A 26,413-nucleotide genomic window follows, 5' to 3' on the forward strand; every position below is an offset into this window, starting at 1 on the left:
TTTTACTTAGCCCACTAGGTTACAAATCTCGCGCCGCGATTAAATCGCCCCTAGGTTGAACAAATTTAATCCATAAAGTCAATACGCCCTAAAGAGGTAAAAATGTCTGATATTAAAAAGAGTCACAAATTAGAAGGTGTATGTTATGACATTCGTGGGCCGGTTTTAGCACAAGCTAAAAAAATGGAAGACGAAGGTCAAAAAGTATTAAAATTGAATATAGGTAATCCAGCTGCTTTTGGTTTTGATATGCCAGAAGATATGCACCGCGATATTATCCGCAACTTATATTCAGCCCAAGGTTACTGTGACTCTAAAGGCCTCTATTCAGCCCGCGTGGCTATTTATCAGCACTATCAACAACGTGGATTACATAATTTAGATGTAGATAGCATATATATTGGTAATGGCGTAAGCGAACTTATTCAGATGATCACCCAAGCGCTATTAAATAATGGCGATGAAGTGCTTATTCCAGCTCCAGATTATCCACTTTGGACTGCTTCTGTAACATTATCGGGTGGTAATCCGGTGCATTATTTATGTGATGAAGAGCAAGATTGGTTTCCGGATATTGCAGATATAAAAAGCAAAATAACGTCTAAAACTAAAGCTTTGGTATTAATTAATCCTAATAATCCGACAGGTGCGGTTTACAGTGATGATTTGTTAATGCAATTAATTGATATAGCGCGTGAACATAAACTGCTGTTATTGAGCGATGAGATTTACGAAAAGATTTTATACGATGGTATAACGCATACTTCAATCGGCTCACTGTGTGATGATGTACCAATCATTACTTTCAATGGTTTAGCAAAAACCTACCGTGCAGCGGGGCTAAGAATGGGGTGGATGGTTCTAAGCGGTCGTACCTCGGTAATGGATGATTTACGCAAAGGCCTTGAAATACTTTCATCTATGCGTTTGTGCGCCAATGTACCTGCGCAATATGCAATTCAACAAGCGTTGGGCGGCGTGCAATCAATTGATAATTTAATTAACCCAGGTGGGCGCTTATACGAGCAGCGCGATATAGCATGGCGCGGGTTAAACGCTATTGAAGGCATTAGTTGTAAAAAACCTAAAGGCGCGCTTTATGCGTTTGCCAAAGTAGATACAGCACTTTTTAACGTTAAAGATGATGAAAAGATGATGTACGATTTGCTAAAAGCCGAAAAAATATTACTTGTACATGGCAGGGCGTTTAATTGGCCCGAGCCGGATCATTTTAGATTGGTATTTTTACCAAGCAAAGATGATTTATCTGATGCGATGTTAAAAATGAAGCGCTTTTTTAAAGACTATCGCCAAGTATAGTTATTTAAAAAATAAAAAAACGAGCCAAATTTGGCTCGTTTTTTACATTAGTCATGAATATATTGGCTAATACGCTTTATCTACACGCACCGTGTTGTCGTTCAAGTACACTAATCTTACATTATCGCCTTTGCTAAAGCGCATTGATTGGTCTTGATCTTGAACAACCATAAACTGGTCGCCGTTTTCAACTTGTATTAATAACTCTACAAAATGATTTTGCTGATAATGACTTTGCTGCTGCCTATTATGTGCAACACTGCCGCCAATTACCGAGCCTAATATTGTTGCTACTGTGCGGCCGCTACCGCCACCAAACTGGTTGCCTACAACACCACCGAGTAATGCACCGCCGAAGGTTTTCCAGCCGTTGTTTTTGTCTTGAATGATTTCTTGTTCGGTAATATTGCGTACCGATTTTACGTCACCAAATAAAACTTGCTGCACAGGGACTGCTTTATTGCGCTCGTATTGAGCAAAAGTTGGCGCGCTCACACTAAGTAGGGCACACATTATTAATATTATAGCTTTCATAATAATCTCCTATTGGTAGCCTTTATGGGCTTATTAGCCCGTAAAGGCTTAGTAACTACCAACCAAATGTCGATTTTTCTTTAGTTTTACGAATTTCAGTTTCGTCAGCCCATTCAACTAGGCCGCTTTCCATATCCATTAAACGCATCGTAAATTTATAGTATACGTCTGATTTATCGGCATTTGATTTAACTATGCTCGATAAATTTCCGTATAACATATATTGCGCGCCAATTTGTTTACCAAATGCAACGGCTGTTGCAGGGTTAACAAGGGCATCTTCGTTTTGAAACGTTAATTGCTCACGCACTGACTCAACACGCGTCATATCTACAAAACGGAATTTACCACTGCGTAGCATTTGCGTTGAGATTGAATCGGTGATTGATTCAGTATCAATGTGCTCACTAGTTTTGTTTTTAATACGCTCAACAAATACTACAGGGCGTTTATTAGCGGTCATTGTGCCAACAACGGGTGAGCTGAGTAATGAATCGGTCATTTGGCTAGCTACTTTTTGTAAATCGGTAGAGCCAAAATTAATATCGGTTGTTTCTACTGCTTGTGCATCGCCATAACTTACTACGGCTTTATTAGCACAGCCACTTAATACTAAAGCGCTCAAGCCAACTAAAGCGTAAGTTGATACTGTTTTAAATTTGTTACTGATGATCATGGTTGTTTCCTTTAATCTTTAAATTCTTGTGATTCGGTAGACACTTCTCTTACTGCTAAAGAAAAGGTAACCGCATCAGAGCTCGGTGCTAAGCCCGGTAATTGTGTTTTTGCAAAACCAAATAAGGTGAGTGCTTGCCAAGGTGAATGGTTGCCTTTAATTACAAAGCCGTCTTTATCAAACCAATTAAACTGATACTGTAAATACTGTGATTTTTTATACTGGCTCGAAAGTGTCACTACTACATCGGTTAACTGGTTGGTTTGACGTGTTTTCACATCAGTAATGGCCAGCTTTTTACCAAGCTCTGGGTTATCTACACGTAATTGCTCATTAAACTGGTTTTTATTTTGTTCAACAGAAATACCCGATGTAACCGGTTGGCTGGAACATGCACTGAGCATTAAGGCTGCTAATAATGGCGCTATGTATTTCATGATGGCTCCTAAAGTTGAACTACGTGGTAATTAAAGTAGTTATTAATAGAGGTTAAGTAAATTAACGTTAACCCTTGCTTACTAATGGTAAAATTTATGGGTGCTTGTGTGCCTATATGCACAGAATGCTCACCTGTATTTAGGCTTTGCCTTGCGACACTTATTTGATTTGGAAGTGTAAGCCAGCTGCGTGTATCAGCTTGCTCAGACGCCAAATTATAAATATTAGCAAGTATGTTACCTACATCACCGGCACTGCGAGCAAGTTCTGCCCGTACTTTCTCTTTGGCTACTAATCTGAGTACTTGGCGAGCGACTTTTGCAGGTATTTGATCTTCTAGAGTTTTAGCTGCAAGTGCCTCAATGTGTACCAGTGGGCTAAGCGCCAAGCTTTGTGCATCTATATTTATATTGTTAAGGCGGCGCACATAGGCATTATCTTTATATACCGGCATCGCCAAGCTGTAAAAGCGTGCATCGCCACGTGATGAATAAATTGGCAAGCGCAGTTTAAATTCATCTTGTTTTGGTACTAATCCTTGTTCAAATAAAACAATTACTTCGCCTTGTGATGAAGAAATAGTGGGCGTATCGCCAAAGCGTTTTTTAAATTCATTTAGATCTTGGTCAAACCCTTGTTTTTTAGCAAGGCGCATCACATCTTGCTGTAAATAAATATTGTTAGGTTGTATAGCCAATGCTTTTTTATAATCGATATAGGCGTCGTCGTATTGTTTAGCACTTTGGTAAAGCAAAGCAGATAAGTAAAATGTGTAGGCATTTTGAAAGCCATTTTTTATGTTTCTGGTTACATTGCTCATGCTTGGGTAGTGTTGCTGAGCTTCTTTAACGGTTGAGTCTACTTCTGCTTCATTCTCGCTAAGCGCATCAACTTGTACTTTATTAGCTCGGCGAATTTCGACCAATGCGCCTTCAACATCATTTTTATACACGTAGTTAAGTGCTTTATAACTATGAAGCATGCTCATTTCGTAAGCGGGTGGCACATAAGTTATTGCTGAGTCGTTGGTAAATAAAGCGTTACTTTGTTCAAGGCCCGCACTAACTTGTATTTTGGCGGCTTCACGCTTTTTTTGCATTTGCGTATACACGTTCTCAAATTTACTTTGTGCATCATCTGGTGTATTTGCTAAGTCGTTTAAACGAGCTTGCTCAAGTTGGTTGAGTAAGTAGCTGCTGTGCAGGGTGCTATTATTAGCAATAAGGGATTGCGCTTCTTCGATGTTGTTTTTCTCGATCGCATTTCTTATTGGTGTCATTTGTGTGGCATAGTCATTAAATAGGTCATTAAAACCCATTGTGCTACACCCACTTAAAATAAAACAAAAGCTTAAAATTATACTGCGGCGCACTGAGCACTCCTCTTAATTTACCTGTATACATTAACATACTATTTTTAGCTAAATGTGTGAAATATTGTAAAAAATCGTAGAGTAAAACTGCCTGCTAATAAAGAAATATAAAGTGACATTAGTGAACAAAGTGTGAATTTTTTTGGTTTATTATCACTCCACTGAAATAGTATTTTCGCTTTAGCGGTCTTGCTAAGAGTTATATCACTTAGAGGAATTAAAAAATGAAAAAGTTTACAGGTGCAGCAATGGCTGTAATGGTAGCAGGTTTAGTTGGTTGTAATGCAACAGAGGCAGAAACGGCAACATCAAGTGCAGTTGCTAGTAATGGCGCAACAACTGATTTAGTTCATTGTTATGATGCGAATGTATGTGGTGGCCATAACGATTGTAAAACAGCTGAGAATGCATGTGCAGGTCAAGCGTCATGTAAAGGGACTGGTTTTGTAGCAATGCCTGCAAAATCATGTGCTGACGTTGGCGGTACAGTAAAAGATAAATGGGTTGGCAGTGTAGCTAAAGCAGATTTAGTACATTGTAACGATGTAAATGTGTGTGGCGGTCATAACGATTGTAAGACTGCTAATAATGCTTGTGCTGGACATGCATCATGTAAAGGCACCGGTTTTGTATCAATGCCTGCAAAAGCATGTGGTGATATTGGTGGTTCTGTAGGTAGCTAATACCAATTTATCGAACGCATAAAATAAGCTTGAACGATGTGTTTATTATTCAGGCTTATTAAGGAAGTTTATGACAAATCGTTTTTTAGGTTTTGGTTTAGGACTAAGAGCCCCGCATTTTGAGCAAATTATTGCAGATAAACCAGCTGTAGATTGGTTTGAAATTATTTCAGAAAACTATTTTGTAGCCGGTGGAAAACCTTGGCATTATTTAAATAAAATAAGAGCAGATTATCCGATTGTTATGCATGGGGTATCAATGTCGATTGGTAGTATTGACCCTATTGATAAGGACTACTTAAATCAGTTAAATAACACAATTGCGAGGGTTGAGCCGCATTGGGTGTCTGATCATTTATGTTTTACCCAAGTGGGCGGTATTAATAGCCACGATTTACTACCAATGCCTTACACCTCAGAGGCGCTTGATCATTTAGCAAATAAAATTTCGCAAGTTCAGGACTACCTAGGGCGCGAAATGATTTTTGAAAATGTATCGAGCTATTTAACCTATAACGATTCACAAATGAGTGAGTGGGAATTCTTAGCGCAATTACATAAGCAAACAGGCTGTAAGTTTTTAATGGATGTAAATAATGTTTATGTAAGTGCGCGTAATCACGACTTTAATGCAATGGATTATTTATCAGCTATTCCGAGTACAGCTATTGCACAAATTCACTTAGCAGGACATCAAGACTTTGGTACGCATATTATAGATACGCACGATGAAGATGTTCCCGATGCGGTATGGGACTTATATGCTCAGTATGCAAAAACATTAAATCCGGTAAGTACCATGATTGAACGCGATGATAATATTGGCTCCCTTGATGATTTAATTACTGAGCTTGAGCATGCCAAAGCGCTAGTGAAACCGTTTTGGGATATAAGGTCATGAGTGGTTTAGCAAAGCTGCAACAACAGTTTATGGATTTACTGCAAGGAGAAAGTTCGGATATTAGCGAGCAAATTGCGCAGCAAGGGCAGTTAAATACACAACAGCGACTCTCTATTTATCAAAGCGCTTATAAAATTCGCTTAAGAGCCGTGATTGAGCAAGATCACGAACAGTTGGGCATTTACTTAGGTGATGATTTATTTGAGATGATGGTTGATGGTTATTTAGCTTTATATCCTTCAACTCATACGTCACTACGAATTTTTGCAGAGAAGCTACCAGATTATTTAGCCGCTAATACTCCTTTTAGTGATTACCCCATACTTGCAGATATAGCAAAATTTGAACGACTATTACTAAGTACTTTTGATGCAAGCGATAAAACATTACTTAATGTATCAGAGCTTGAAAGTATTGAACCTCAGCAATGGCCAACTTTACTATTAAAATTACATCCAAGTGTTCAGTTAGTTGTGTTTAATACGTTGGCGGTTGAAAGTTGGCAGGCAATAAAACAAAAGCAAACACCGCCAGAGCCAAGAGTCTCAGAACCTCGCTTTTGGGTTGTAGCACGTGATGCTCAAAGGCGTACACAATATTTAAGCGTTGATGCACAAGAATACCGCTTACTGAGTTTATTAAAACAAAACACACCCTTTGCACAGTTATGTCAATCCTGTTTAAATGAACTCCCAGGCGAGAAAATCGCTGGGTTTTTAATTACTAAAATTAATCAATGGCTTGAACGTGGTTGGTTAATTAGCGAGTGAGTTAAAACAATATAGTTATTTTTCGTTGCGAAGGAATTTTTTTGAAAGCCACCATATACACATTAATTGCTTTAATTGCGTTTGCCGCAAATTCTCTTTTTTGCAGAATGGCCTTAGCAGAAGGTTATATAGATGCTTGGAACTTTACTGTTATTCGCTTACTTAGCGGGGCTGCATGTTTGGGCATTATAATGGCTATTTATACCCATAATTTAAAACGTAAAGGCACATTCAATCCCGCTATTTTAAGTGACAGAGGAAGCTGGCGAAGCAGTATTAGCCTGCTTGTTTACGCGCTTTGTTTTTCGATTGCCTACGTAGAGCTAGATACCGGTACCGGTGCACTAATTTTATTTTCTGCTGTGCAACTTACTATGATTGGCTGGGGTATTTATCAAAAAGAGCAATTAAGCGTACTCCAGTGGTGTGCATTTATAGTGGCGTTATCTGGTTTTGTATATTTAATGCTGCCATCTGCAGCGGTGCCTTCATTATTAGGTGCATCACTTATGGCACTCAGTGGTGTGGCATGGGGTATTTACAGTATTCGCGGTAAAGTGTGCGTATCGCCACTGCGTACTACTGGGTTTAACTTTATAAGAAGCTTAGTTGCTATCCCTGTTTTATTACTTGTAGGTATGAGTTATTTAAAAAATATGAGTATTGAAGGGGTATTACTTGCGTGTGCCTCGGGGGCAATAGCGTCTGGAGTTGGTTATAGTGTTTGGTATGTAGCAATGCCACTACTTAAAAGTACCCAAGCTGCGGTTGTGCAACTTTGTGTGCCGGTACTTGCTGCCATTGCTGGTGTTATGTTTTTATCAGAGCAGGTAACAATTGAGTTTATAGTAGCAAGCTCGTTAATATTAGGGGCCGTGCTGGTGTTTATTTTAAATAAAAAGAAGGCTTAATAAAACCTAACCTTCTTTTAGGTGTGGGCTTACGTTTGTTACAAAGCGTTTATAAATAGCAGGTAAGTTATCAAGTATTGCCTGCTTACCCTGTAGTTCACTGTTTTTTATGCATTCAAAAAGTACTTGCTCGCTAAGTTTATTCACTAATAATTGTGATTGCTTAATATGGCTTATATGCCAAAGCTCAGGTGCTACGCCACCTAAATCATGCTGGTAAGGGCGATAAAAACCAAATTTAACTAAGTTAGTATCAAGCCAATTACTTAAAGGTGCAAACGGCCCACCTTGCAGGTATTCATCAGGTGTTAGCTGTAGCTTATAATCATCACTGACCGCAGCTTTATCAAACACATCTAAGTCAGTCCCTAAATGGTGTCTGCTTGCGCCAGGTAGTGCAGAGTAGAGCATTATTGCTATGCATTTATCTACATCATTTAATTTAGTTAAATTTACAACCTTTTGCTGTTTATTATAAACAGGTCGAATACCTAAAAACTTATTATTCCAAATAATTGACTGGCGTTCAAAGTCGCGAAAACTTGAGGCAATAGTAAGATCAAATCCCGCTTTTTGAGCTGCACTTTGCAGCGCTAAAAAGTCGCTAATAATAGCGCTGTGCAAGCGATGATTTTGTATGTCAGTTAAATGTGTATCACTTTGCCCTGTGATACACATTATCGATGTTGGTTTAGTTACATCCATTATGCTAAAAGTTGCTCTAGTATTTGCTCGTAAATGTCGGTAAGGGCTATTAAATCATCGGTACTTACGCATTCATCTACTTTATGAATAGTTTCGTTACGTGGGCCAAGTTCAATTACTTTAGCACCTGTTTGTGCAATAAAGCGACCATCTGATGTGCCGCCGGTAGTTTCTAGGTTTGTGGTTAAACCGGTTACTGATTTAATCGCTTTTACTGTGGCATCAACAAGTGGGCCGTGCTCGGTAATAAAAGGTAAGCCATTTACTATCCAGCTTAATTCATAATTTAAGTTATGCTTTTGTAGTATGTCATTTACACGTTGTTGTAATTGCTCATGTGTTACTTGCGTGCTAAATCTAAAGTTAAACTGTACTTCTAGCTCACCCGGGATCACGTTGCCTGCACCTGTGCCGCCATTAATATTTGAAATTTGAAAGCTGGTAGCAGGGAAGTATTCATTTCCGTTATCCCACACCGTTTGGCTAAGCTCAGTAAGGGCAGGGGTTGCTAGGTGAATTGGGTTTTGTGCTAAATGTGGATAGGCGACATGCCCTTGTACACCCTTAACGGTTAAAAAAGCGGTAAGTGAACCTCTGCGGCCATTTTTAACAACATCACCTAATACATCTCGTGATGAAGGCTCGCCTACTAGGCACATATCAATTTTTTCACCGCGCGCCTCTAGCGTATCAATTACACGGGTAGTCCCGTTTATAAACGGGCCTTCTTCGTCAGAGGTTATTAAAAAAGAAATTGAGCCTTTATGATCTGGATGTTTAGTAACAAACCGCTCGGTTGCAACAAGCATTGCAGCTAACGAGCCTTTCATATCGGCAGCGCCGCGCCCATGTAATAAACCGTCTTTTATTAATCCTGAAAACGGCGGGTGTTGCCAATTTTTCTCTGGGCCTGTTGGCACAACATCAGTGTGGCCTGCAAAACAAAAATGCGGTGATTGTGTGCCTTTTCGAGCCCATGTATTTAATGTGTCGGTAAAAAATAATGACTCAATATTAAAACCAACCGCAGCAAGGCGATCGTTCATCATCTGTTGGCAGCCAGCATCCTCGGGCGTTACTGACTCACGTTGTATTAGTGCTTGAGCGAGTGCAATTACATCATCTTTCATGATTTAAATATCTCATCGTATTGGGCTGCTTTAAAACCTAAGTGGTAACTGCCATTGTTAATAAGTACTGGGCGTTTGATCATGGCAGGTTGGTCAACTAACAATGGGATAGCACTTTCTTTAGTCAAACTCTGTTTTTGCTCATCAGTTAGTGCGCGATAAGTTGTGCCACGTTTATTAACAAGCTGTTCCCAATCGAGTTTATCTGCAAAATCGCTTACCATTTGCTCATCTACGCCATCTTTGCGGTAATCATGAAACGTAAATTCGATGTTGTTGTCGGCTAAGTATTTTTTAGCTTTTTTTATCGTGTCGCAATTGCTAATACCGTATAGAGTGATCATAAATTTAGTTCTTCTTAATAATAGTTAATAAGGTATCTACATCCGCATTTACATGCGAATGTGAGTAATGAAATGTGCCGAGATTATGGCCGTTAAGTAAGATTAAACTGGCCAGCATAGGCGTTTCTAGTTCGCGTAAATCAAAATAAGCGAGGCGCTGGCCTTTACTTATTTCACTACCATTTAACTGTGCAATATGAGTATGTGTAATTGATTGCGAACCGGTAATAGTTAAGTTGATTAAAACTTTTAAACCATTTTTAGCCTGTAAAATAAACTCAGTACCTGCGTTTTTTACTTGTAATAACGTGCCATCAAACGGCGCTAAAATTTTGTGGCTACTGAGCTTTACAGTAATACCAGGACCGAGAATACCAAACCTAAAAATAGGTTCGGGGTGTTCTTGAAGCGGTATTACTTTACCTGTAAATGGGCTTGTAATAAGGATGGCACTGCGGGGAGTTTTATTGAGTGCTAGATATTCAATTGTTTGTGCTTTCATATGCTATTGGGCCACCACGTTGTAACCATCTTTTTTTAAGGCGTTAAGTGCTAGTGAGGCCGTTTGCTTTTTTACTAAAATATAATCGGTATCGTAGGTTGAGATTGAAAAAATAGAAATTTTAGCGCGTGCTAATACACCAGATATATTAGCCATTATTCCGGTCAGCGAAAAACCAAGTGGGCCAACCACCTCAAGTGCTTGCCAATCAGATTCGGTATCTAAACTCTCTATTTCAAAGCTACTAGGGCAAACAATAGATAGTTCATCCTGGGTTTTAGATATAAAAAATAAAGGAAGCTTGAGTAGCGCCGCAGGTATATCGGCGTCAACATCTAAACTGTGAATAGATAAAACCGTGCTGTGTAATTGTAATGTTTGTTTTGACATTAAACGCCTGCGATACAGCATTATTGATAGCTTTATAGTATAGATTATTGCCTTCAAGTTAAAGGTGTAAGCGTGACTAAAATGAGCATTTGGAAGTGGGTTTTAATAGAGATTAAAAACTTACCCACAATTTCTGTGGATAAGTATGGGGGTTGCAGGGTATAAATAGCCTAACTAGTTAATTATTAAATAAATAATAGCTAGGCTATAAAAAGCACACGTTGTGTTTAATGTGCTATTAGCGCTTCTGCTTGGGCTGCCTGAATTGCAGTTAAGGCGATTGTATACACAATATCATCGACCAATGCACCACGGCTCAAGTCGTTTACGGGTTTGCGCATACCTTGAAGCATAGGGCCGATACTTATTAAGTCGGCACTGCGTTGTACTGCTTTATATGTTGTATTACCTGTATTTAAATCTGGGAATATAAATACAGTCGCTTTACCAGCTACAGGGCTGTTAGGTGCTTTTTTAAGTGCTACATTTTCCATTATAGCGGCATCGTATTGTAGTGGGCCGTCGATAATTAAATCAGGACGTTTTTGTTTTGCTATTTTTGTGGCTTCACGTACCTTTTCAACATCGGCACCCGTACCTGATGTACCTGTGCTATAGCTTATCATTGCTACACGTGGCTCTATGCCAAATGCAGCTGCAGAGTCGGCAGATTGAATCGCTATATCAGCAAGTTGTTCAGCATTAGGGTCGGGGTTTATAGCACAGTCACCGTAAACTAACACTTGGTCAGGTAGCAGCATAAAAAATACGGAAGATACCAGCGATGATCCTGGCGCTGTTTTAATTAACTGCAGGGGCGGGCGAATTGTATTGGCAGTGGTATTAACCGCGCCCGATACTAAACCATCCACTTTACCTTGCTCAAGCATCATTGTGCCAAGTACGACGTTATCTTGTAGTTGCTCTTGTGCTACAACGGCAGTTAGGCCTTTGCTTTTACGAATTTCGACCATAGGCGCAATATAATCATTTATAATACTTTTTGGCTCGATGATACTTACATGTTCGTTTAGCTCAATACCTTGCTGCTGTGCAATACGCATTATTTCTTCGCGATCGCCAAGCAATATAGTTTTAGCAATGCCACGTTGACCACAAATAGCAGCCGCTTTAATTGTACGAGGTTCATTCCCTTCTGGTAATACTACGGTTTTATCTGCTTTACGTGCTTTATCGGTTAATAAATAACGAAATGCAGGTGGTGATAACTTACGCGTTTTGCCTACACTTTGAGCTAGAGTATCGAGCCAGCTTGAATTGATATGTTCTGCGTTGTGATCTTTTACTTTTTCAATGCGTTGGTCATCATCATTTGGTACTTCCATATTAAAGTTATGCAGTAATAGTGATGTGCGCCATGTGTCGGCATCGGTTGCGAGTATTGGTAAACCGGTTTGCATGGCTTGTTCACACAAAGCCATAATACGTGGCTCTGGCTCAAAGCCACCGGTGAGTAATATAGCGCCAAGTTTAGTGCCGTTCATAGCAGATAAACACGCAGCAACAAGTATGTCAGAGCGATCGCCCGGTGTTACTAATAAAGCACCTGGCGTAAAATAATTTAAAATATTAGAAACCGTACGAGCGCAAAAAGTGATACGACGCAGGCGACGATGAAGCATATCGCCTTCGTTAATTATTGTTGCTTTTAAATACGCGCTTAAGTCTTTTACGCGTGGCGCTACTAAGTCAAAATCCCATGGGATTGCGCCAAGCAACATAAACGGATTTTTTTTAAAAATAGGTAAAGACGCTAAACGATTTAACTCGTTTTCAAGCTCTTCGGGTTTGTAAGCGTCGACTAAATCGGCGCGTGCACGGCCTTCTTCATCAAGTGGCGCATTTACTTTATTAAAAATACAGCCCAGTACACGAGGATGATCGATTCCACCGTAATTACCTGCTGCAATTTCTAGGCGGTCTTCTATTTGAGTAATGGTGTAATTACCAGGGGTAAGTACAAATACAATTTCAGCGCCGAGTGTTTGCGCAATTTCGCGGTTTACACGCCCAGCATAAGGTTGGCGACGAGTAGGCACCATACCTTCAATAATAGCTACTTCATCGTCGTTTATTTTACTTTCAAAGCGTTCAACAATTTCCTCTAGTAGATCATCACCTTTACCGTCGCCAATCATTTGCTCAGCATAATCAAGAGCAAAAGGGGTGGGTGGGTTAATAGGTGAACCTTGAGTGACTATTTGTGTTGATTTTTCAGGACCTGTTTCGCCTGAACGAGGCTGAGCGATGGGTTTAAAAAAGTTAACTTTAACTGTTTTTTGCTCAAGAGCGCGAACTAAACCAACTGATACCGACGTTAAACCCACACCGGTAGACACAGGAATTAACATAATACGACGTGCCATATTAAAGCTCCTTTACGATGTTAGCGGCATCAAGTGCAATAACCCACTCTTCGTTGGTCGGCATTACTACCACTTTGGGTGAAGTATTGGCTGAACTAATAATACCTTGATTACCAAAACGTGCATCAAGATTGCTCTTCTGGTCACAACTGAACCCTAAAAAAGCTAATTGATTAATGACATTTTCACGTATGATATCGGAGTTTTCGCCAATGCCGCCAGTAAATATAAGTGCATCTAAACGTTGTAATGGTACCATGTAGGCTGCAATTTGTTTGGCTAGTCGGTAGCAAAAAATATCCAGCGCTAAACGTGCTTGTTTATGTCCGGCAACAGCGGCTTCTTCAATCGTTCGACAATCGTTAGAGAGTTCGCTAATACCTAGTAGGCCGCTTTCTTGGTTTAATAAATTATCTATTTGCTGAGCGTTGTAACTAAGCTGTGTAGTTAAAAAATTAAATAAACCGGGGTCAATATCTCCACTGCGAGTACCCATAACAATACCAGCCAATGGCGTTAAACCCATACTGGTATCAACACTTTTACCATTTTTTATTGCAGTAACAGAGCAGCCATTACCTAAATGAGCACTAATGAAATTACTCTTCTCTATAGGCTGATTTAATAATTTAGCAGTTTGTCCTGCTACATAGTAATGACTTGTGCCGTGCATACCATAGCGTCTTACACCGTAGCCTGTATAAAGCTTATAGGGTAGGGCGTAAAGGTAGGCAACTTCATCCATAGTTTGATGAAATGCTGTGTCAAATACTGCTACTTGGGGTAAACCTATAAATGAAGCTTGTGCAGATGAAATACCTAACAAGTTCGCATGACCATGTAGCGGCGCTAAAGAAGACGCTTTAGTAATACCGTTAATTACGTCTTCATCAATTAAGACTGACTTTGTGAAATGCTCTCCGCCATGAACAACACGGTGCCCAACAGCAATAAGGTGCTCATCAAGGTTATGATCCTTTATTAAGCTTACAAGCGTATTTATAGCCTCAGCATGTGCTTGATTAGCCGCTAAGTCGATAACCGTCTTAGTTCCATTAAATTTGTATTTAATGGAGGGGGCTTTGGCGCCCAAGCGTTCAGCAAGGCCTGATATAATTTCGTGACCGTCGTTTGCATCAATAATGGCAAACTTTAAACTAGAGCTACCACAGTTTAAAACTAAAACATGTTGGGATTCAGAGGAGGTTGTTGGCATAGATTCAATTTCCATAAACAAGTTTAGTAAGTGAACGTTAATACGTGATAGTTACACTTACGGTATTAAATAAAGCTAAAACAATTAAATGTTCAACTGCAAAGTGGTTAACTCAATGTTAAATATTTTACCTTATTTATGATGTTTAAGTTAGGATTGTTCGCCATTAAAGGGGAAATTTAAGCTCTTTTACTGAGAAAGTGTAACTCCCTCATTTTGTGTTACACTTTGGTATAGCTCGTTTTCTATTGTATTTAAAAGCAGTATCTGTGAGGAGTCATGATGCAAAAAAGTGTGATGTCACAACTACAAACAGGCCGTTTGTATGGTAAAAAATGGCCAATGCGTAAAGAGCTTGCGCCTTTGTTTTTAGAGTTTAGAGTGATTAGAGCGACTGAGCTTGCCATTACAGTAATGCCAATCTTGGCTATGCTAACGTTGTTTTTTCAGCTTAATTACTTAGGTTCTGATTTTTTACCGCAAGCTATTGCGAGTGCATTATTTTTTATATCGTTACCTTTACAAGGTTTATTTTGGTTAGGTAAACGAGCGCAAACGCCTTTAGATCCTGCGATGCAAAAATGGTACAACGAGCTGTACACTAAAATGGCGGCTAATGGATATCAAACGCAGTTAAGTGAGAACAAGCCCCGTTATATGGAGCTTGCTAACTTACTTAAAGATATGTTTGAAAAAATGGATAGAGCATTTACTAAAGAGCAGTTTTAGCGGGTTATACCATCATCTATTTTGGTAAACTGAGTAATATAAAATGATAAGGTGACATTGTGTTCACCTTTTTGTTCGAGTGCTGTCCAGTGCTCGGGTCTAAATTTCCATGCAAATGGCGTCATCATTATTAAGTTTTTAATATCAGTAAAGCTAAGCGCTACATGCTCTGTTAAAAGAGCCTGTTCTGATTTTTGAAACCCTTTTGGCGTGGCTATTTCAGTATGTTCGTTTACTTCTGAATATATATACGATTTTAGCTCTTTTAAATGATAAGGGCCTGGGCTTGCTACCACTAATGTTGCGTTTTTATTAGCAAGACGTTCAATCTCTTCCTCAAACAAAGGTGCAAATACGCTAATAAGTACATCAGCAAATTGGCTTTCAAAAGGCGCTTGGCTAATTGATGCCACACTAAAATGGCAATTAGGGTAGCGCTTTGCCGCATATTTAACGGCAGATTTTGAAATATCGACGCCGTACACTATAGCGTCTGTTTTACTTGCTATTGCCTGGGTATAAAACCCTTCACCGCATCCTAAATCAATAACCGTATTCGCGCTTATTCGACCGACTAACTCGCTAAGATTTTGTTGTAAAAAGCGGTAGTACCCACGCTCTAAAAATGCGCGTCTAGCTTGCACCATTTCAAGGGAGTCGCCCGGTTGTTTTGAATTTTTTTGTTGTACTGGCAGTAAATTAACATAGCCTTCTTTGGCAAAATCAAAGCTGTGGTTGTTAGCACAACGAAGTGTTGAATCAGCTTTCAAAAGTGCGAGGTTACATAGCGGGCATTGATATTGTAGACTCATGAGTCTAGGTAGTCCTTATCGTAAAAAGTTTTTACCCAATGCGGGCGATAGGTGATCATAATTGTTATAGCCATGCCGTTGAGCATTGCTTCAGGAAACCAAATTATGGCACTTAAATAAACGTAGTTATCTGCAAGTTCTTGCCAATTGTATTGCCCTATAGCTAAGTAAAATAAAGCACCTAGGCTTATTTTTATACAGGCTATAAACCCTGCAGTTATAAACGCACAAACAAATATATAAACAAAAAAATGACGAGGTAAATACTGGTAACTAATTATAAAGCCAAGGTAGCTTAGTAAAATAGGAATAAACGCACCAATAAGCAGTTGTACTGGTAACAGTTCAAGTTCAATTTGACCAAATGCAGTTAGTAGCGCTGTGGCAAGTAGGCTACTTAAAATCGTTAATCGCCAGCCTAAAATTAATGTAGCGGCGGTAACACCTAGTATGTGTAAATCAAGGCCCGTTAAAATTCCTGCTTTTATTCGCCAAAGCACTGCAAATACTAACGCACATGCAAGAACTCCAGTTTGACGGGCTGGCGTATTAAGCAATGTTTTATATGTTTTTTTATCAAAGCTTAGTAGGGCAATAATAATTACAAGGGCCCAAAGTAGCCCTTGTATTGTTATGCTGAGCATAGTAATTACTTAAATGTTGACCATATAGGGGCATGATCTGAGGGTTTTTCAATACCGCGCAGTTCGTAGTCAATACCACTATCTATACAGCGTGCTGCAAGCTCATTAGTTGCAAGTACTACATCTATTCGAAGCCCTCGGTTATCTACAAACCCTTTAGAGCGATAGTCAAACCACGAATATTGATCGTCTGTTTCTGGGTTTTGTTCTCTAAAGGTGTCTTTAAAGCCCCAATTAAGTAATGTTGCAAGCCATTCACGCTCTACCGGTTGGAAAGAACATTTACCCGTTTTTAACCAACGCTTTGCATTAACTTCGCCAATACCAATATCTAAATCGGTGGGTGATATGTTGATATCGCCCATAACAATGACGTCTTGATCGGGGGTGTGGTTGGTTTCAAGGTGTGTCATTAAATCTTTATAAAATTGTCGTTTATAAGGGAATTTAGTTTCGTGATTAATATTATCACCTTGTGGGAAATAGCCATTCATGACTGTAAGGTCGCGACCGTTATCTTGTTCAACAGTGACGCTTATCATGCGTTTTTGCGATTCCTCTGTATCGGTAGCAAAGCCTTTTAAGACCGATTTAGGCTCTTTTTTGCATAACATAGCTACGCCATAATGGGCTTTTTGGCCATGAAAGTAGACGTGATATCCCATTTTTTGTACATCTTCTAGTGGGAATGCTTCGTCATGAACTTTAATCTCTTGCAAGCCAATAACGTCTGGTTGATGTTTGTCGATAATTGCTTGTAATTGGTGGAGACGAGCACGCAGACCATTGATATTGAAAGAAATCACTTTCATAAAATTTACCTTAAAATTGGATCTATTTAATGAATTAAATTGTATCAGTAAATACGCGTACATAACATGACTGAAATGAGAAAATAGCTGCACAAATGTTGATCAATTGGTGAGTAAGGTTTAAACATTGTAAATGCAGTATTAATTTTTTAAATAAATAAAAAATTCAATTGAACTTAACTTTATTGAATATATAATGCGCGAAATTCACTTGTTTAGCTCGTTCAAATAGGATCTCTCATGAAAACACAACTACTTTTAGCTACTGCTTTATTAGCATCTGCAACTGCTTCAGCACAAAGCAATACTTACTTCAGTCAAGATAATAAAATTGAGTCTAAGTTATGTGTACTAAGCGCAAACGAAGGCTTTAGTGTTGCTCGTAAAGAAGCTGCTCAGCACGGTGTTTACTTATCTCGTTTTTCTAAAAGCATTTTATGTAATGGTGAAGATATTCGCGATATTGCTAAAAAAACGACATTAAGCAACGCATCAGTTGAGAAAGTAGAAGTATTTGCAAAAGACGCTCAACAAGAAACTCAATTATGTATGACGGCTTTAAAACAAGGTTTAGCACCTGTTCGTCAAAAAATTGGTAACTTAAACTCATTAAAATGTAATGGTCAAAACGTTACTGAGTTTGTTAAACGCTACCAAAACGCAGCAATCTAATTATTAGCTGAACTATATAACTAAAATTGAGATACCTGGTTTTTTACCGGGTATTTTTTTGCAAAAATTACAAGGTTGTTTGCAAAGCTTGCAAGCTTAACTTGTTGAAACTGTTCAATAAATGCACCAACCAAGATTAAGTTATTGATTCTTATAAGTTAACTATTATTGGCATTGGATTTGTATTAGTTAAAGTGACATTTAATTAATTACGAAGGATACGTCTTATGAAAAAGTTAACATTAGCAGCCACTATTTTAGCATCATTAAGCCTAGCGGCTTGTTCATCTAATCAGGGTCTTGAAAGAATAGACAGTGACTTTGCAAGTTTAGATAATGACAGCGATGGCTACATCTCAAAAGTTGAAGCTGATGACGATAGCATTTGGGGCCATTTTTCAAATATTGATACCAATATGGATAACGAAATTAGCCGCAAAGAATTCAACTCTTACATGAAGTTAAACAATGGTAAAGTAGCCACTGATTCTGAAGTAAGTGAGTCGGCATTTAAAGCTGAAATCGCTAAATTCGATAAAATTGAAAGCAGCTTTTCAAGCTTAGATAACGACAGTAATGGCTATATTTCGGTAGTTGAAGGTAACGATGATGATATTTCAAATCACTTTGGTTACATGGATAAAAACCAAGATAAGCGCATCAGTAAAAGCGAGTTTATGGGTTACATTAAAAAATACGGTAACGCAGTAGCTGAAGATGATGCATTAGAAGCCATTAAACACAGCTAATATTTGTTGTTTTAAAGAGTAAATTAGAAGCCAGTGATAATCACTGGCTTTTTTGTATTTAAAATCTAGTTATTTAGTAGATATATTTTCCTAGTTTGGTGTTGTTCTGTCATAATAGATGGCTGTGTATTTTTATTTGTTAAGAGTGTGTATGGCGGGTCGGCGAATTAGTGATGAACAACTAGTTGAGATCATTGAAGCAGCTATTTTTGTTGCAGATAAGCCTGTTAGTAAACGCCACCTTAAAGATACTGTATTAATAGATTTAGCTATTTCTATGGCGCGAATAAACGACGCAATAGATACAATACAAGAACATTTTCAAACTCGTGGTATTCGCTTAGTTGAAGTTGGTAGTGGGTATCGTTTTCAGGCATGTAGTAGTTTAAGCCCTTGGTTAAATAACTTGTGGCAAGAACGCGCACCAAAATACTCACGTGCTTTACTGGAAACATTATCACTTATTGCATATAGGCAGCCCATTACGCGCGGTGAAATTGAGCAAGTAAGGGGTGTTACTACGGGTTCGAATATTATTAAAACCCTACTCGAAAGAGAGTGGGTTAAAGTGGTAGGGCATAAAGAGGTTCCGGGTAAGCCGGCTTTATATGCAACTACTAAACAATTTTTAGATTATTTTTCGTTAACTGGACTTGAAAACTTACCTGCGCTGCCAACAGAGCAGCAAAGTAAAATTAACCAGTTATTGAGCGATCCTTCTGTGAGAGAACCATCCGAATGAGTATTATACAAGGTGAAAAGTTACAAAAAGTCTTAGCCCGTGCAGGCGTAGGCTCACGCCGTGAAATGGAAAAATACATTGATGCAAACCGCGTTAGTGTAAACGGTAAAGTGGCAAAGTTAGGAGACCGTGTTGAAGAAACCGATTTGATTCGTGTTGACGGGCACACTGTAAAGATTGAAGAAAAAGCAGATAGAATCTGTCGTGTGATTATGTATAACAAACCCGAAGGTGAGTTAAGCACACGTAAAGATCCAGAAGGGCGTCGTACAGTATTTGACCGACTTCCTCGTATTGATGGTGAGCGTTGGATTGCGGTTGGCCGATTAGACGTTAATACTTCGGGTTTGATGCTCTTTACTAATGATGGTGAATTAGCTAACCGCTTGATGCACCCAAGCTATGAAGTAGAGCGTGAATACTCTGCGCGTGTATTTGGTGAAGTAACCAATGAAACGGTTAAAAACTTACTACGTGGTGTTGAGCTTGAAGATGGTCCAGCCAAATTCACGACTGTAACCCCTATGGGTGGCGAAGGCGTTAACCGCTGGTTTAACGTAACGTTAAATGAAGGACGTAACCGTGAAGTACGTCGTTTATGGCAGTCTCAAGATGCGGAAGTATCTCGTCTTATTCGTATTCGTTACGGTAAACTAGAGCTTGATAAGCGCGTGCCACAAGGTGGTTGGATGGAGTATGATTTAGAAACAGTAAACTACTTACGCAAAACCGTTAAATTAGGGCGCGAGACACAAACTAAGCTTTCTGTTATGCCTGAAAAACGCAAAGATAAACGCGCTAAAATCAACCAGATCCGCAAAGCAGTTAAAAAACACAATCAACGTGTTAAGCCTACCAAACGTAAATAATAAATTAGTTATTTATTGCACACAAAAAAGCCGCTAATTGCGGCTTTTTTAATGTGTGTTGTATAAATTTTTTAAACTCTAAATTACTTTTTTACTTGAGCATCTAACGATTCGCCATTCACTTTACTAGAATCATCGCTCATCAAGTATAAGTAAGTTGGCATTAAATCTTCTGGTGTAGCAAGCGCGTCTCTATCTTCTCCTGGGTATGCAGCAGCGCGCATAGAAGTGCGAGTAGCGCCTGGATTAATACAGTTTATACGAATATTCGTTTTGCCTACTTCACATGCCCATGTTTGCATCATGCCTTCTACAGCAAATTTTGAGATGGCGTATGGCCCCCAAAACTCACGGCCTTTGCGGCCTACACCTGATGACGTAAATACTATCGATGCATTATCAGACTTACGAAGAACAGGAAAAAGCGCTTTAGTGATCATCGCTTGCGCGGTCACGTTTACTTTCATTATGTTTTCGAACGTAGATGAGCAAAAATGTTCAAGTGGACCAAGTGACCCTAAAATACCTGCATTATTAAGCAAGCCATCAAGGCGGCCAAATTGATATTCAATTGTTGCAGCAAGGTCACGGTAGTTTTGTTTAGTTGCGCCTTTTAAGTCCATGGGCACAATTGCAGGTTTAGGGTAACCTGCATTAACAATTTCATCGTAAACACATTCAAGTTTATTAGTTGTTTTTCCTAATAAGATAACTGTAGCGCCGTATTTTGCATACGTAATTGCTGCTACTCGGCCAATACCATCACCGGCGCCTGTTATTAAAATAATTTTATCTTTAAGTGCGTTTTCAGCCGCTTGATATGTGTGCATAAAAGTACCCATTCATCTATTTTTTTTGATTTTAACATAGCGAAACGTGAAGTAATCGAATTTATTGTAAAATTAGGTGGCGAAAATAGAAACTTTACGTTAAGTTTAACTGGTCTAATGTCTCATTAATAACCTGATTACATTGTTTTAACTTAATACACTGATTAAACACACTATAAAAATAAAATATGTGCGGAGCCAACAATATGAAAAAAATGCTACTTTCACTCTCTGTTACAGCTGCCTTGGCAGGTTGTGGCGGCGGAGAAACGTTAGAAGATGTTAAGAACGACACAGCAACCGTTATTCCAACAGCAACGGTTACTTTTGACCCTGCTGCAGGTATCTTATCGGTACCTAATGATTTATTAATGAGTGGAACCCAAGACGGTACACTTAATATTCCTGGAGAATTAGATGACAACAATGTGTCTATTTCTCGAGCAGCTTATGCAGATCCTCAGCTTGCTCTAGGCGCACTTGACGGTTGGTCTTCTCAGGTTCCTTATAAAATCGATTTAACATTTCCGCCAAATGTTAGCTTAGATGAAACGTCTGCTGGGACACCAGGTACAGTTCGCATTTTTGAAGTAGTAATGGGTGCAAGTTTAACTGACGCAGAATGTTCAGTTGTTGCTGCCGGTACAGCTTGTAAATTGGTCGGTGAGCTTACTTTTGGTGTTGATTTTGTTACTCAAGCTTCTGGTGATGCCGTTGCAATTATTCCTTTAAAACCATTTACGGCAGGTAGCTCATACATCAATGTACTAACTACTGGCCTTAAAGATTCATTAGGACGCTCTATCGAGCCTTCTTCTAGTTATGGTCTGGTTAAGCAAGAAGCGCCATTAATTACAGAAGCCCAACTTGGTTTGCAGGGCGCTGTTAACAGTTACGAAAATGTAGTTGTAAGTTCAGGAAATATAACAAAAGAAGATATTATTTTTTCTAGCGCAATGACTATTCAGTCTGCGGGGCCAGTACTTGGGACAATTAAAAAATTGCTAGCTGCAAGTTTGCAACAGCCTGCGATGCCAACGCCTGCGCTTCAAGTTCCTGAACAACCGATGGTAAATGTGCAACAGGTATTTGCTTCTCAGGGTGTAGAAGTGTCTGCTGCTTTCTCTGGTGTGCAATATCAAAAAGGTAGCATTATGCTACCGATGTATCTAGGTACACCAACGGGTACTGATATTAGTGATTTAAGTGATACATATTGGCAAGGTATGTGTGATAACGCGGTGGCAATAATCGGTTACAAGGCCGTTGCTGGTGATGCATTTCCGACAGATCCTATTAGTGAAAATGATGGTTTATGTTCTGCATTAAGTGACGGGCAATTACGTGACTTAGGACTAGATAGCACACGTCATGTAACAAAATATAACTCCATTCCAAAAGTACAAAGCATGGCAAATGTGCCAGTGCAAGTTACTAAGCCTATTTTACCAATAATTAATGGTGTACGTGCGCAGTTACAATTAGATCCTATCGCAATGCCTGATAGCGGATGGCCAGTTGTTATTATGCAACACGGTATTACAACACAAAAAGAAAGTATGCTTGCTTTAACGGCGCAGCTTTCTATTCAAGGCTTTGCAACAGTTGCTATTGACCATCCAAGACATGGTGAGCGTGGAATAGATGTTGATGGTGATGGAACAGACGACTTTAATGCAACAACGGGTTCTGTGCTTAGTTACATGAACTTAAGTTCATTACTTGTTGCGCGTGATAGCTTACGTCAATCAGCGGCTGATTTATTAGGTTTACGTTTAGGTCTAAACTTTATTAATGATGCAACGATTAATGCGCAAGATGTAACTTACATTGGTCATTCATTAGGCTCTATTGTAGCCCCTGCATTTATTGCACAAGCTAATAACCCATTAGCGCCAACCGTTGACCCATTATTTAATGTAAACACAGTAGCACTTGCAAGTGGCGGCGGCGGTATAGCTAGCTTCTTACTAGAATCAGCTGCATTTGGTCCATTTATTCAAGGTTCAGTACTTTCACAAGCAGGTACAACAGAAGCTGATGAGTTTAACGCGTATTTACAAGTTGATGCAGTGTCTAACTGTGGTGCAGTATTGCCAGATATGGAAGCATATTTAACCTGTGGTTATAACGAGTATGTAGCTTCGTTAACTACAGCTGGTGAAACAAGTAAGCTAACTAATATTCAAGGAGTGTTTACTCAATTTGCATTTGCTGCGCAAACAGCACTTGATAGTGGCGATCCAACTAATTACGCAGCCACTGTAAAAGCATTAGGCACTCCTGTTTATACTAATGTTGTTGTGGGCGATGGTGTTGATAACAAGCCTGACCAAGTGATACCACCAATGGCAGCTAATAATCCTATTTCTGGCACAATCCCATTAGCTAACTTGATGGGTCTTGAAACAGTAAGTACTTCGCAAGCATTGACTGAAACACCAACAAGCTACTTAGTTAAATTTACTAAAGGGCATCATGGTTCTATATTAACGCCAGCTCAAGATGCTGCACAAGCTGCAACTGTTGAAGGCAGTGCTGCCGCTAATACAGAAATGCAGTTGCAAGTAGCTACTTACTTAGCTGCTCGCGGTCGAATGTTATTAGTTTCCAACCCTGAGGTTGTGACTGATTAATAACCAGTAAAATAATTAACCTTTAAAAGCCACTGAAAAGTGGCTTTTTTTTGCTTTAAAGCATGCTAAATTAGCTGAAATTTATAAATGGAGAAACCAGTTGGAATTTTTATACGAATACGGTTTGTTTTTTGCTAAAACAATTACTTTTGTTATCGCTATAGCAGTTATTCTAATGCTAATAGTTGGCGCTGCAGTTAAGCCTAAAGCCAAAAAAGGTGAAATACAAATTGACGACATATCAGAGCAATTAGTCGATCTTAAAGAAAGTTTTCTACAAAATACGCTGGGTAAAAAAGAGCTTAAAGCACACCAAAAACAGCTTAAATCGCAAAGTAAAAAAGCAGATAAAGATGAGCCTAAACCTCGTTTATATGTAATTGACTTTGTAGGTAGTATGGACGCTCACGAAGTAGAAAGCTTACGAGAAGAAATAACAGCCATTATCTCTATTGCTAACCCAAGTAAAGACAAAGTACTTATTCGTTTAGAAAGTGGCGGCGGAGTAGTGCATGGCTATGGACTTGCTGCATCTCAGCTACAGCGTATTAAAAATGCCGGTATTCCTTTGAGTGTTGCAATTGATAAAGTAGCAGCGAGCGGTGGTTACATGATGGCGTGTGTAGCCGATGAGATACTAGCAGCCCCTTTTGCCATAGTTGGATCTATTGGTGTGATAGCTCAAATACCAAACTTTAATAAAATATTAAAGAAAAATGATGTGGAATTTGAGCAAATAACTGCAGGTGAGTTTAAACGTACGCTTACTTTATTTGGTGAAAACACAGATAAGGCCCGTGAAAAATTTCGTGAAGAAATTGAACAAACACATGATTTATTTAAAACGTTTGTAAGCACTCAACGCCCAAGCTTAGATATAAACTTAGTTGCGACAGGCGAGCATTGGTTTGCAACTCAAGCGATTGATAAAGGTTTGGTAGATGTTATAAAGACAAGTGATGATGCATTACTGGAGCAGCAACATGAGCGCCAAATTTATAAGATTAAATACAAAATTAAAAAGGGATTAAGCGATAAGCTAGCTCTTGGCCTGAGTAGTGGTGTAAATAAAGTGGGAATAAACTTACTCTCTAAATTTAAATCCCTAAATCCTTAGATTAGAATTTTTTTACGATTCAGTTTAATTATTTCTACTCGAAAAAAAACCTTGATGTATTGCATCAAGGTTTTTTTATAGCTGTATAAATGTAGCTTATGAGTCAATAGACTTATGATAATCTTCTAAGTCTTTAGCTGCATTAGGGTCGTTAAAGATGCTCTCATCAAGTTCACCTTCAGACTTGGCAACAACACAGGTAACCATACAATCACCGGTTACATTAACTGCTGTACGTGTCATATCAAGTAATCTATCTACACCGATAATAATTGCAATCCCTTCTACAGGTAAGCCAACTTGGTTAAGTACCATCGCGAGCATTATTAAACCAACACCTGGTACGCCTGCTGTACCTACAGAGGCAAGTGTTGCTGTTAGTATAACCATTAGATAATCAGAAATTGTTAAATCTACACTAAACACTTGTGCAATGAATACGGTAGCCACACCTTGCATGATGGCAGTGCCATCCATGTTAATGGTAGCACCCAGTGGGATAGTAAATGAGGCAACCGAGTTATTAGCACCTAGTTTTTTAGTAGCAGTTTCAAGTGTAATAGGCATAGTTGCGCTTGAGCTCGAGGTACTAAATGCAAATAAGCATGTGTGCTTCATTTTTGCTAAGAAAATAAGCGGGTTTAAGCCCGTTAATATTTTTAAAAGCAATGTGTAGTTTACGAAAGCATGTAATAACAGTGCAAGCACTACAACGCCAAAGTATTTGGCTAGGCTAACAATTAAGTTAAGCTCAATTGTTGTAAATAGTTTTGCCATTAAAAAGAACACGCCATAAGGTGCAATGTTCATTAACAGCGTAACTAGTTTTAAGATTACTGTGTTTAAATCTTCAAAAACACTTGCTACGCGTTTGCCTGTTTTACCACTTAATGCCATTGCTACACCAAATAATAGTGCAAACACTATAACTTGAAGCATATTACCCTTGGCCATGGCTTCAAATGGGTTAGTAGGAAACATATCTATAATTACACGTGCAAGGGTAGGCGCTTCTTTGGCATCATAAGTTGCATTGGATGGCAAGCTTATACCTTCACCAGGGCTAAATAATAAGGCAAGTGTAATAGCCACCGTTATAGCAATAGCCGTAGTTAATAAATATAAACCAATAGATTTACCACCTAGGCGGCCTAGTTTTTTAGGGTCACTTAAGCTACAGGTACCACAAACGAGCGATACAAAAACAAGAGGCACAACTAACATTTTTAAGCTGGCAATAAATATTTGGCCACCAACATGGAAAATACCATCAACAAAAAAGGCTTTAATTGGCAAAGAGAATAACCCAAGTGGTATTAGATAATCGTCTTCACCAGCTAATATAGCCTGAAATATAAAACCTACTGCAACCCCAAGCGCCATACCAATCATGATGCGAGTGGTTAAACTCATTGAACGGATTTTTGACATATTCCCTGATCTACATTTTATAAATTTGCCATAGACTACCAGCAAGGAAATATTTACTACAGAAAAAATTGGTATTTATTTAAAATTATTT

General features: G+C 38.9%; 28 protein-coding genes. 12 read left to right on the forward strand and 16 right to left on the reverse strand.

Annotated elements, in window-relative coordinates; genetic code table 11:
- The first annotated feature begins 102 nt into the window (after positions 1-102).
- Positions 103-1,320: a pyridoxal phosphate-dependent aminotransferase gene (locus H5126_RS11320; RefSeq protein ID WP_024597609.1), complete on the forward strand. Its 1,218-nt coding sequence runs from the start codon at positions 103-105 to the stop codon at positions 1,318-1,320.
- 66 nt (positions 1,321-1,386) lie between these two features.
- On the opposite strand, the gene H5126_RS11325 is transcribed toward H5126_RS11320, so the two are convergent.
- Genes H5126_RS11325 through H5126_RS11340 form a run of 4 tightly spaced genes read right to left on the reverse strand, consistent with a single transcriptional unit; the run spans position 1,387 to position 4,340 of the window.
- Positions 1,387-1,854, reverse strand: a complete 468-nt coding sequence (locus H5126_RS11325) for a glycine zipper 2TM domain-containing protein (protein ID WP_002959676.1) — start codon at positions 1,852-1,854, stop codon at positions 1,387-1,389.
- 55 nt (positions 1,855-1,909) lie between these two features.
- A complete protein-coding gene (gene lpoB / locus H5126_RS11330) occupies positions 1,910-2,530 on the reverse strand; it encodes a penicillin-binding protein activator LpoB (protein WP_002959677.1) in 621 nt (206 codons plus the stop codon).
- 11 nt (positions 2,531-2,541) lie between these two features.
- The gene (locus tag H5126_RS11335; protein WP_002959678.1) at positions 2,542-2,967 is read right to left on the reverse strand and encodes a YcfL family protein; all 426 of its coding nucleotides are present in this window, start codon (positions 2,965-2,967) and stop codon (positions 2,542-2,544) included.
- An 8-nt stretch (positions 2,968-2,975) separates the two neighbouring features.
- Positions 2,976-4,340, reverse strand: a complete 1,365-nt coding sequence (locus H5126_RS11340; protein ID WP_024595111.1) for a COG3014 family protein — start codon at positions 4,338-4,340, stop codon at positions 2,976-2,978.
- A gap of 224 nt (positions 4,341-4,564) precedes the next feature.
- On the opposite strand from H5126_RS11340, the gene H5126_RS11345 reads away from it, so the two are divergent.
- From H5126_RS11345 to H5126_RS11360, 4 genes are all read left to right on the forward strand, one after another.
- Positions 4,565-5,023 carry a hypothetical protein gene (locus tag H5126_RS11345; RefSeq protein WP_024595110.1) on the forward strand — a complete coding sequence of 153 codons (459 nt, stop codon included), beginning with the start codon at positions 4,565-4,567 and terminating at the stop codon, positions 5,021-5,023.
- A gap of 70 nt (positions 5,024-5,093) precedes the next feature.
- Positions 5,094-5,924, forward strand: a complete 831-nt coding sequence (locus tag H5126_RS11350) for a DUF692 domain-containing protein (protein ID WP_182720376.1) — start codon at positions 5,094-5,096, stop codon at positions 5,922-5,924.
- Positions 5,921-6,694: a DNA-binding domain-containing protein gene (locus H5126_RS11355; RefSeq protein WP_024595108.1), complete on the forward strand. Its 774-nt coding sequence runs from the start codon at positions 5,921-5,923 to the stop codon at positions 6,692-6,694. The genes H5126_RS11350 and H5126_RS11355 overlap by 4 nt, the downstream gene beginning before the upstream one ends.
- 41 nt (positions 6,695-6,735) lie before the next feature.
- Entirely contained in the window at positions 6,736-7,605 is an 870-nt protein-coding gene (locus H5126_RS11360; protein ID WP_024595107.1) for a DMT family transporter, read from the forward strand.
- A 6-nt stretch (positions 7,606-7,611) separates the two neighbouring features.
- Here the strand turns inward: H5126_RS11360 and H5126_RS11365 are convergent, their stop codons facing one another.
- The 7 genes from H5126_RS11365 to H5126_RS11395 all read right to left on the reverse strand — a co-directional run bounded on the left by H5126_RS11365 (position 7,612) and on the right by H5126_RS11395 (position 14,279).
- Complete coding sequence (locus H5126_RS11365) at positions 7,612-8,310, reverse strand: M15 family metallopeptidase (RefSeq protein WP_024595106.1); 699 nt, start codon at positions 8,308-8,310, stop codon at positions 7,612-7,614.
- The gene (gene dapE, locus H5126_RS11370) at positions 8,310-9,440 is read right to left on the reverse strand and encodes a succinyl-diaminopimelate desuccinylase (RefSeq protein ID WP_154903259.1); all 1,131 of its coding nucleotides are present in this window, start codon (positions 9,438-9,440) and stop codon (positions 8,310-8,312) included. Before dapE ends, H5126_RS11365 begins: the two co-directional genes overlap by 1 nt.
- Positions 9,437-9,784, reverse strand: a complete 348-nt coding sequence (locus H5126_RS11375; RefSeq protein ID WP_165742933.1) for an ArsC family reductase — start codon at positions 9,782-9,784, stop codon at positions 9,437-9,439. The genes dapE and H5126_RS11375 overlap by 4 nt, the downstream gene beginning before the upstream one ends.
- Before the next feature lie 4 nt (positions 9,785-9,788).
- Positions 9,789-10,286 (reverse strand): PTS glucose transporter subunit IIA, encoded by a 498-nt coding sequence (locus tag H5126_RS11380; protein ID WP_002959694.1) that lies wholly within the window; start codon positions 10,284-10,286, stop codon positions 9,789-9,791.
- 3 nt (positions 10,287-10,289) lie between these two features.
- Entirely contained in the window at positions 10,290-10,676 is a 387-nt protein-coding gene (locus H5126_RS11385; RefSeq protein WP_002959696.1) for an ACT domain-containing protein, read from the reverse strand.
- A gap of 227 nt (positions 10,677-10,903) precedes the next feature.
- Positions 10,904-13,063, reverse strand: a complete 2,160-nt coding sequence (pta, locus tag H5126_RS11390) for a phosphate acetyltransferase (RefSeq protein WP_002959697.1) — start codon at positions 13,061-13,063, stop codon at positions 10,904-10,906.
- Between the two features lies 1 nt (position 13,064).
- Positions 13,065-14,279, reverse strand: coding sequence for an acetate kinase (locus H5126_RS11395; protein WP_182720375.1), 1,215 nt, complete (start codon positions 14,277-14,279; stop codon positions 13,065-13,067).
- A gap of 282 nt (positions 14,280-14,561) precedes the next feature.
- On the opposite strand from H5126_RS11395, the gene yfbV reads away from it, so the two are divergent.
- Positions 14,562-15,008, forward strand: a complete 447-nt coding sequence (gene yfbV / locus H5126_RS11400; RefSeq protein ID WP_024596543.1) for a terminus macrodomain insulation protein YfbV — start codon at positions 14,562-14,564, stop codon at positions 15,006-15,008.
- Here the strand turns inward: yfbV and H5126_RS11405 are convergent.
- The 3 genes from H5126_RS11405 to xthA are packed head-to-tail and all read right to left on the reverse strand — an operon-like array spanning position 15,005 to position 17,276.
- Entirely contained in the window at positions 15,005-15,820 is an 816-nt protein-coding gene (locus H5126_RS11405) for a putative RNA methyltransferase (RefSeq protein WP_182720374.1), read from the reverse strand. The genes yfbV and H5126_RS11405 overlap by 4 nt on opposite strands.
- Positions 15,817-16,464 (reverse strand): energy-coupling factor ABC transporter permease, encoded by a 648-nt coding sequence (locus H5126_RS11410; protein ID WP_182692884.1) that lies wholly within the window; start codon positions 16,462-16,464, stop codon positions 15,817-15,819. The genes H5126_RS11405 and H5126_RS11410 overlap by 4 nt, the downstream gene beginning before the upstream one ends.
- Before the next feature lie 5 nt (positions 16,465-16,469).
- The gene (gene xthA / locus H5126_RS11415; RefSeq protein WP_182720373.1) at positions 16,470-17,276 is read right to left on the reverse strand and encodes an exodeoxyribonuclease III; all 807 of its coding nucleotides are present in this window, start codon (positions 17,274-17,276) and stop codon (positions 16,470-16,472) included.
- Positions 17,277-17,516: 240 nt separating this feature from the next.
- Between xthA and H5126_RS11420 the strand changes: the two genes are divergently transcribed.
- From H5126_RS11420 to rluB, 4 genes are all read left to right on the forward strand, one after another.
- Positions 17,517-17,948: a hypothetical protein gene (locus tag H5126_RS11420; RefSeq protein WP_007582577.1), complete on the forward strand. Its 432-nt coding sequence runs from the start codon at positions 17,517-17,519 to the stop codon at positions 17,946-17,948.
- A 227-nt stretch (positions 17,949-18,175) separates the two neighbouring features.
- The gene (locus tag H5126_RS11425) at positions 18,176-18,697 is read left to right on the forward strand and encodes an EF-hand domain-containing protein (protein WP_182720372.1); all 522 of its coding nucleotides are present in this window, start codon (positions 18,176-18,178) and stop codon (positions 18,695-18,697) included.
- A 151-nt stretch (positions 18,698-18,848) separates the two neighbouring features.
- Positions 18,849-19,439, forward strand: coding sequence for an SMC-Scp complex subunit ScpB (gene scpB, locus H5126_RS11430; protein ID WP_002959713.1), 591 nt, complete (start codon positions 18,849-18,851; stop codon positions 19,437-19,439).
- Complete coding sequence (gene rluB / locus H5126_RS11435) at positions 19,436-20,308, forward strand: 23S rRNA pseudouridine(2605) synthase RluB (RefSeq protein WP_024595359.1); 873 nt, start codon at positions 19,436-19,438, stop codon at positions 20,306-20,308. Before scpB ends, rluB begins: the two co-directional genes overlap by 4 nt.
- Positions 20,309-20,391: 83 nt before the next feature.
- Here the strand turns inward: rluB and H5126_RS11440 are convergent, their stop codons facing one another.
- Positions 20,392-21,138, reverse strand: coding sequence for a YciK family oxidoreductase (locus H5126_RS11440; protein WP_002959717.1), 747 nt, complete (start codon positions 21,136-21,138; stop codon positions 20,392-20,394).
- 206 nt (positions 21,139-21,344) lie between these two features.
- Here H5126_RS11440 and H5126_RS11445 point away from each other — a divergent pair, with 206 nt between their 5' ends.
- Positions 21,345-23,774, forward strand: a complete 2,430-nt coding sequence (locus H5126_RS11445) for a VolA/Pla-1 family phospholipase (protein ID WP_182721428.1) — start codon at positions 21,345-21,347, stop codon at positions 23,772-23,774.
- Positions 23,775-23,874: 100 nt separating this feature from the next.
- Positions 23,875-24,891 carry a protease SohB gene (sohB, locus tag H5126_RS11450; protein ID WP_182681383.1) on the forward strand — a complete coding sequence of 339 codons (1,017 nt, stop codon included), beginning with the start codon at positions 23,875-23,877 and terminating at the stop codon, positions 24,889-24,891.
- A 96-nt stretch (positions 24,892-24,987) separates the two neighbouring features.
- Here sohB and H5126_RS11455 read toward each other — a convergent pair whose 3' ends face one another.
- Positions 24,988-26,322 carry a dicarboxylate/amino acid:cation symporter gene (locus tag H5126_RS11455; protein ID WP_024606768.1) on the reverse strand — a complete coding sequence of 445 codons (1,335 nt, stop codon included), beginning with the start codon at positions 26,320-26,322 and terminating at the stop codon, positions 24,988-24,990.
- Positions 26,323-26,413 lie beyond the last annotated feature (91 nt).

Source organism: Pseudoalteromonas sp. SG45-3, from assembly GCF_014164075.1.
GTDB lineage: Bacteria > Pseudomonadota > Gammaproteobacteria > Enterobacterales > Alteromonadaceae > Pseudoalteromonas > Pseudoalteromonas distincta.

Coding starts and splice junctions, on each gene's coding strand:
- H5126_RS11440 (WP_002959717.1), bottom strand. CDS start 21,138: ATGCACACATATCAAGCGGCTGAAAACGCACTTAAAGATAAAATTATT.
- H5126_RS11380 (WP_002959694.1), bottom strand. CDS start 10,286: ATGAAAGCACAAACAATTGAATATCTAGCACTCAATAAAACTCCCCGC.
- H5126_RS11425 (WP_182720372.1), top strand. CDS start 18,176: ATGAAAAAGTTAACATTAGCAGCCACTATTTTAGCATCATTAAGCCTA.
- H5126_RS11335 (WP_002959678.1), bottom strand. CDS start 2,967: ATGAAATACATAGCGCCATTATTAGCAGCCTTAATGCTCAGTGCATGT.
- H5126_RS11420 (WP_007582577.1), top strand. CDS start 17,517: ATGAAAACACAACTACTTTTAGCTACTGCTTTATTAGCATCTGCAACT.
- H5126_RS11320 (WP_024597609.1), top strand. CDS start 103: ATGTCTGATATTAAAAAGAGTCACAAATTAGAAGGTGTATGTTATGAC.
- dapE (WP_154903259.1), bottom strand. CDS start 9,440: ATGAAAGATGATGTAATTGCACTCGCTCAAGCACTAATACAACGTGAG.
- H5126_RS11385 (WP_002959696.1), bottom strand. CDS start 10,676: ATGTCAAAACAAACATTACAATTACACAGCACGGTTTTATCTATTCAC.
- H5126_RS11365 (WP_024595106.1), bottom strand. CDS start 8,310: ATGGATGTAACTAAACCAACATCGATAATGTGTATCACAGGGCAAAGT.
- H5126_RS11410 (WP_182692884.1), bottom strand. CDS start 16,464: ATGCTCAGCATAACAATACAAGGGCTACTTTGGGCCCTTGTAATTATT.
- H5126_RS11325 (WP_002959676.1), bottom strand. CDS start 1,854: ATGAAAGCTATAATATTAATAATGTGTGCCCTACTTAGTGTGAGCGCG.
- H5126_RS11395 (WP_182720375.1), bottom strand. CDS start 14,279: ATGCCAACAACCTCCTCTGAATCCCAACATGTTTTAGTTTTAAACTGT.
- H5126_RS11355 (WP_024595108.1), top strand. CDS start 5,921: ATGAGTGGTTTAGCAAAGCTGCAACAACAGTTTATGGATTTACTGCAA.
- H5126_RS11345 (WP_024595110.1), top strand. CDS start 4,565: ATGAAAAAGTTTACAGGTGCAGCAATGGCTGTAATGGTAGCAGGTTTA.
- H5126_RS11455 (WP_024606768.1), bottom strand. CDS start 26,322: ATGTCAAAAATCCGTTCAATGAGTTTAACCACTCGCATCATGATTGGT.
- xthA (WP_182720373.1), bottom strand. CDS start 17,276: ATGAAAGTGATTTCTTTCAATATCAATGGTCTGCGTGCTCGTCTCCAC.
- yfbV (WP_024596543.1), top strand. CDS start 14,562: ATGCAAAAAAGTGTGATGTCACAACTACAAACAGGCCGTTTGTATGGT.
- H5126_RS11445 (WP_182721428.1), top strand. CDS start 21,345: ATGAAAAAAATGCTACTTTCACTCTCTGTTACAGCTGCCTTGGCAGGT.
- H5126_RS11375 (WP_165742933.1), bottom strand. CDS start 9,784: ATGATCACTCTATACGGTATTAGCAATTGCGACACGATAAAAAAAGCT.
- rluB (WP_024595359.1), top strand. CDS start 19,436: ATGAGTATTATACAAGGTGAAAAGTTACAAAAAGTCTTAGCCCGTGCA.
- H5126_RS11350 (WP_182720376.1), top strand. CDS start 5,094: ATGACAAATCGTTTTTTAGGTTTTGGTTTAGGACTAAGAGCCCCGCAT.
- lpoB (WP_002959677.1), bottom strand. CDS start 2,530: ATGATCATCAGTAACAAATTTAAAACAGTATCAACTTACGCTTTAGTT.
- pta (WP_002959697.1), bottom strand. CDS start 13,063: ATGGCACGTCGTATTATGTTAATTCCTGTGTCTACCGGTGTGGGTTTA.
- scpB (WP_002959713.1), top strand. CDS start 18,849: ATGGCGGGTCGGCGAATTAGTGATGAACAACTAGTTGAGATCATTGAA.
- H5126_RS11405 (WP_182720374.1), bottom strand. CDS start 15,820: ATGAGTCTACAATATCAATGCCCGCTATGTAACCTCGCACTTTTGAAA.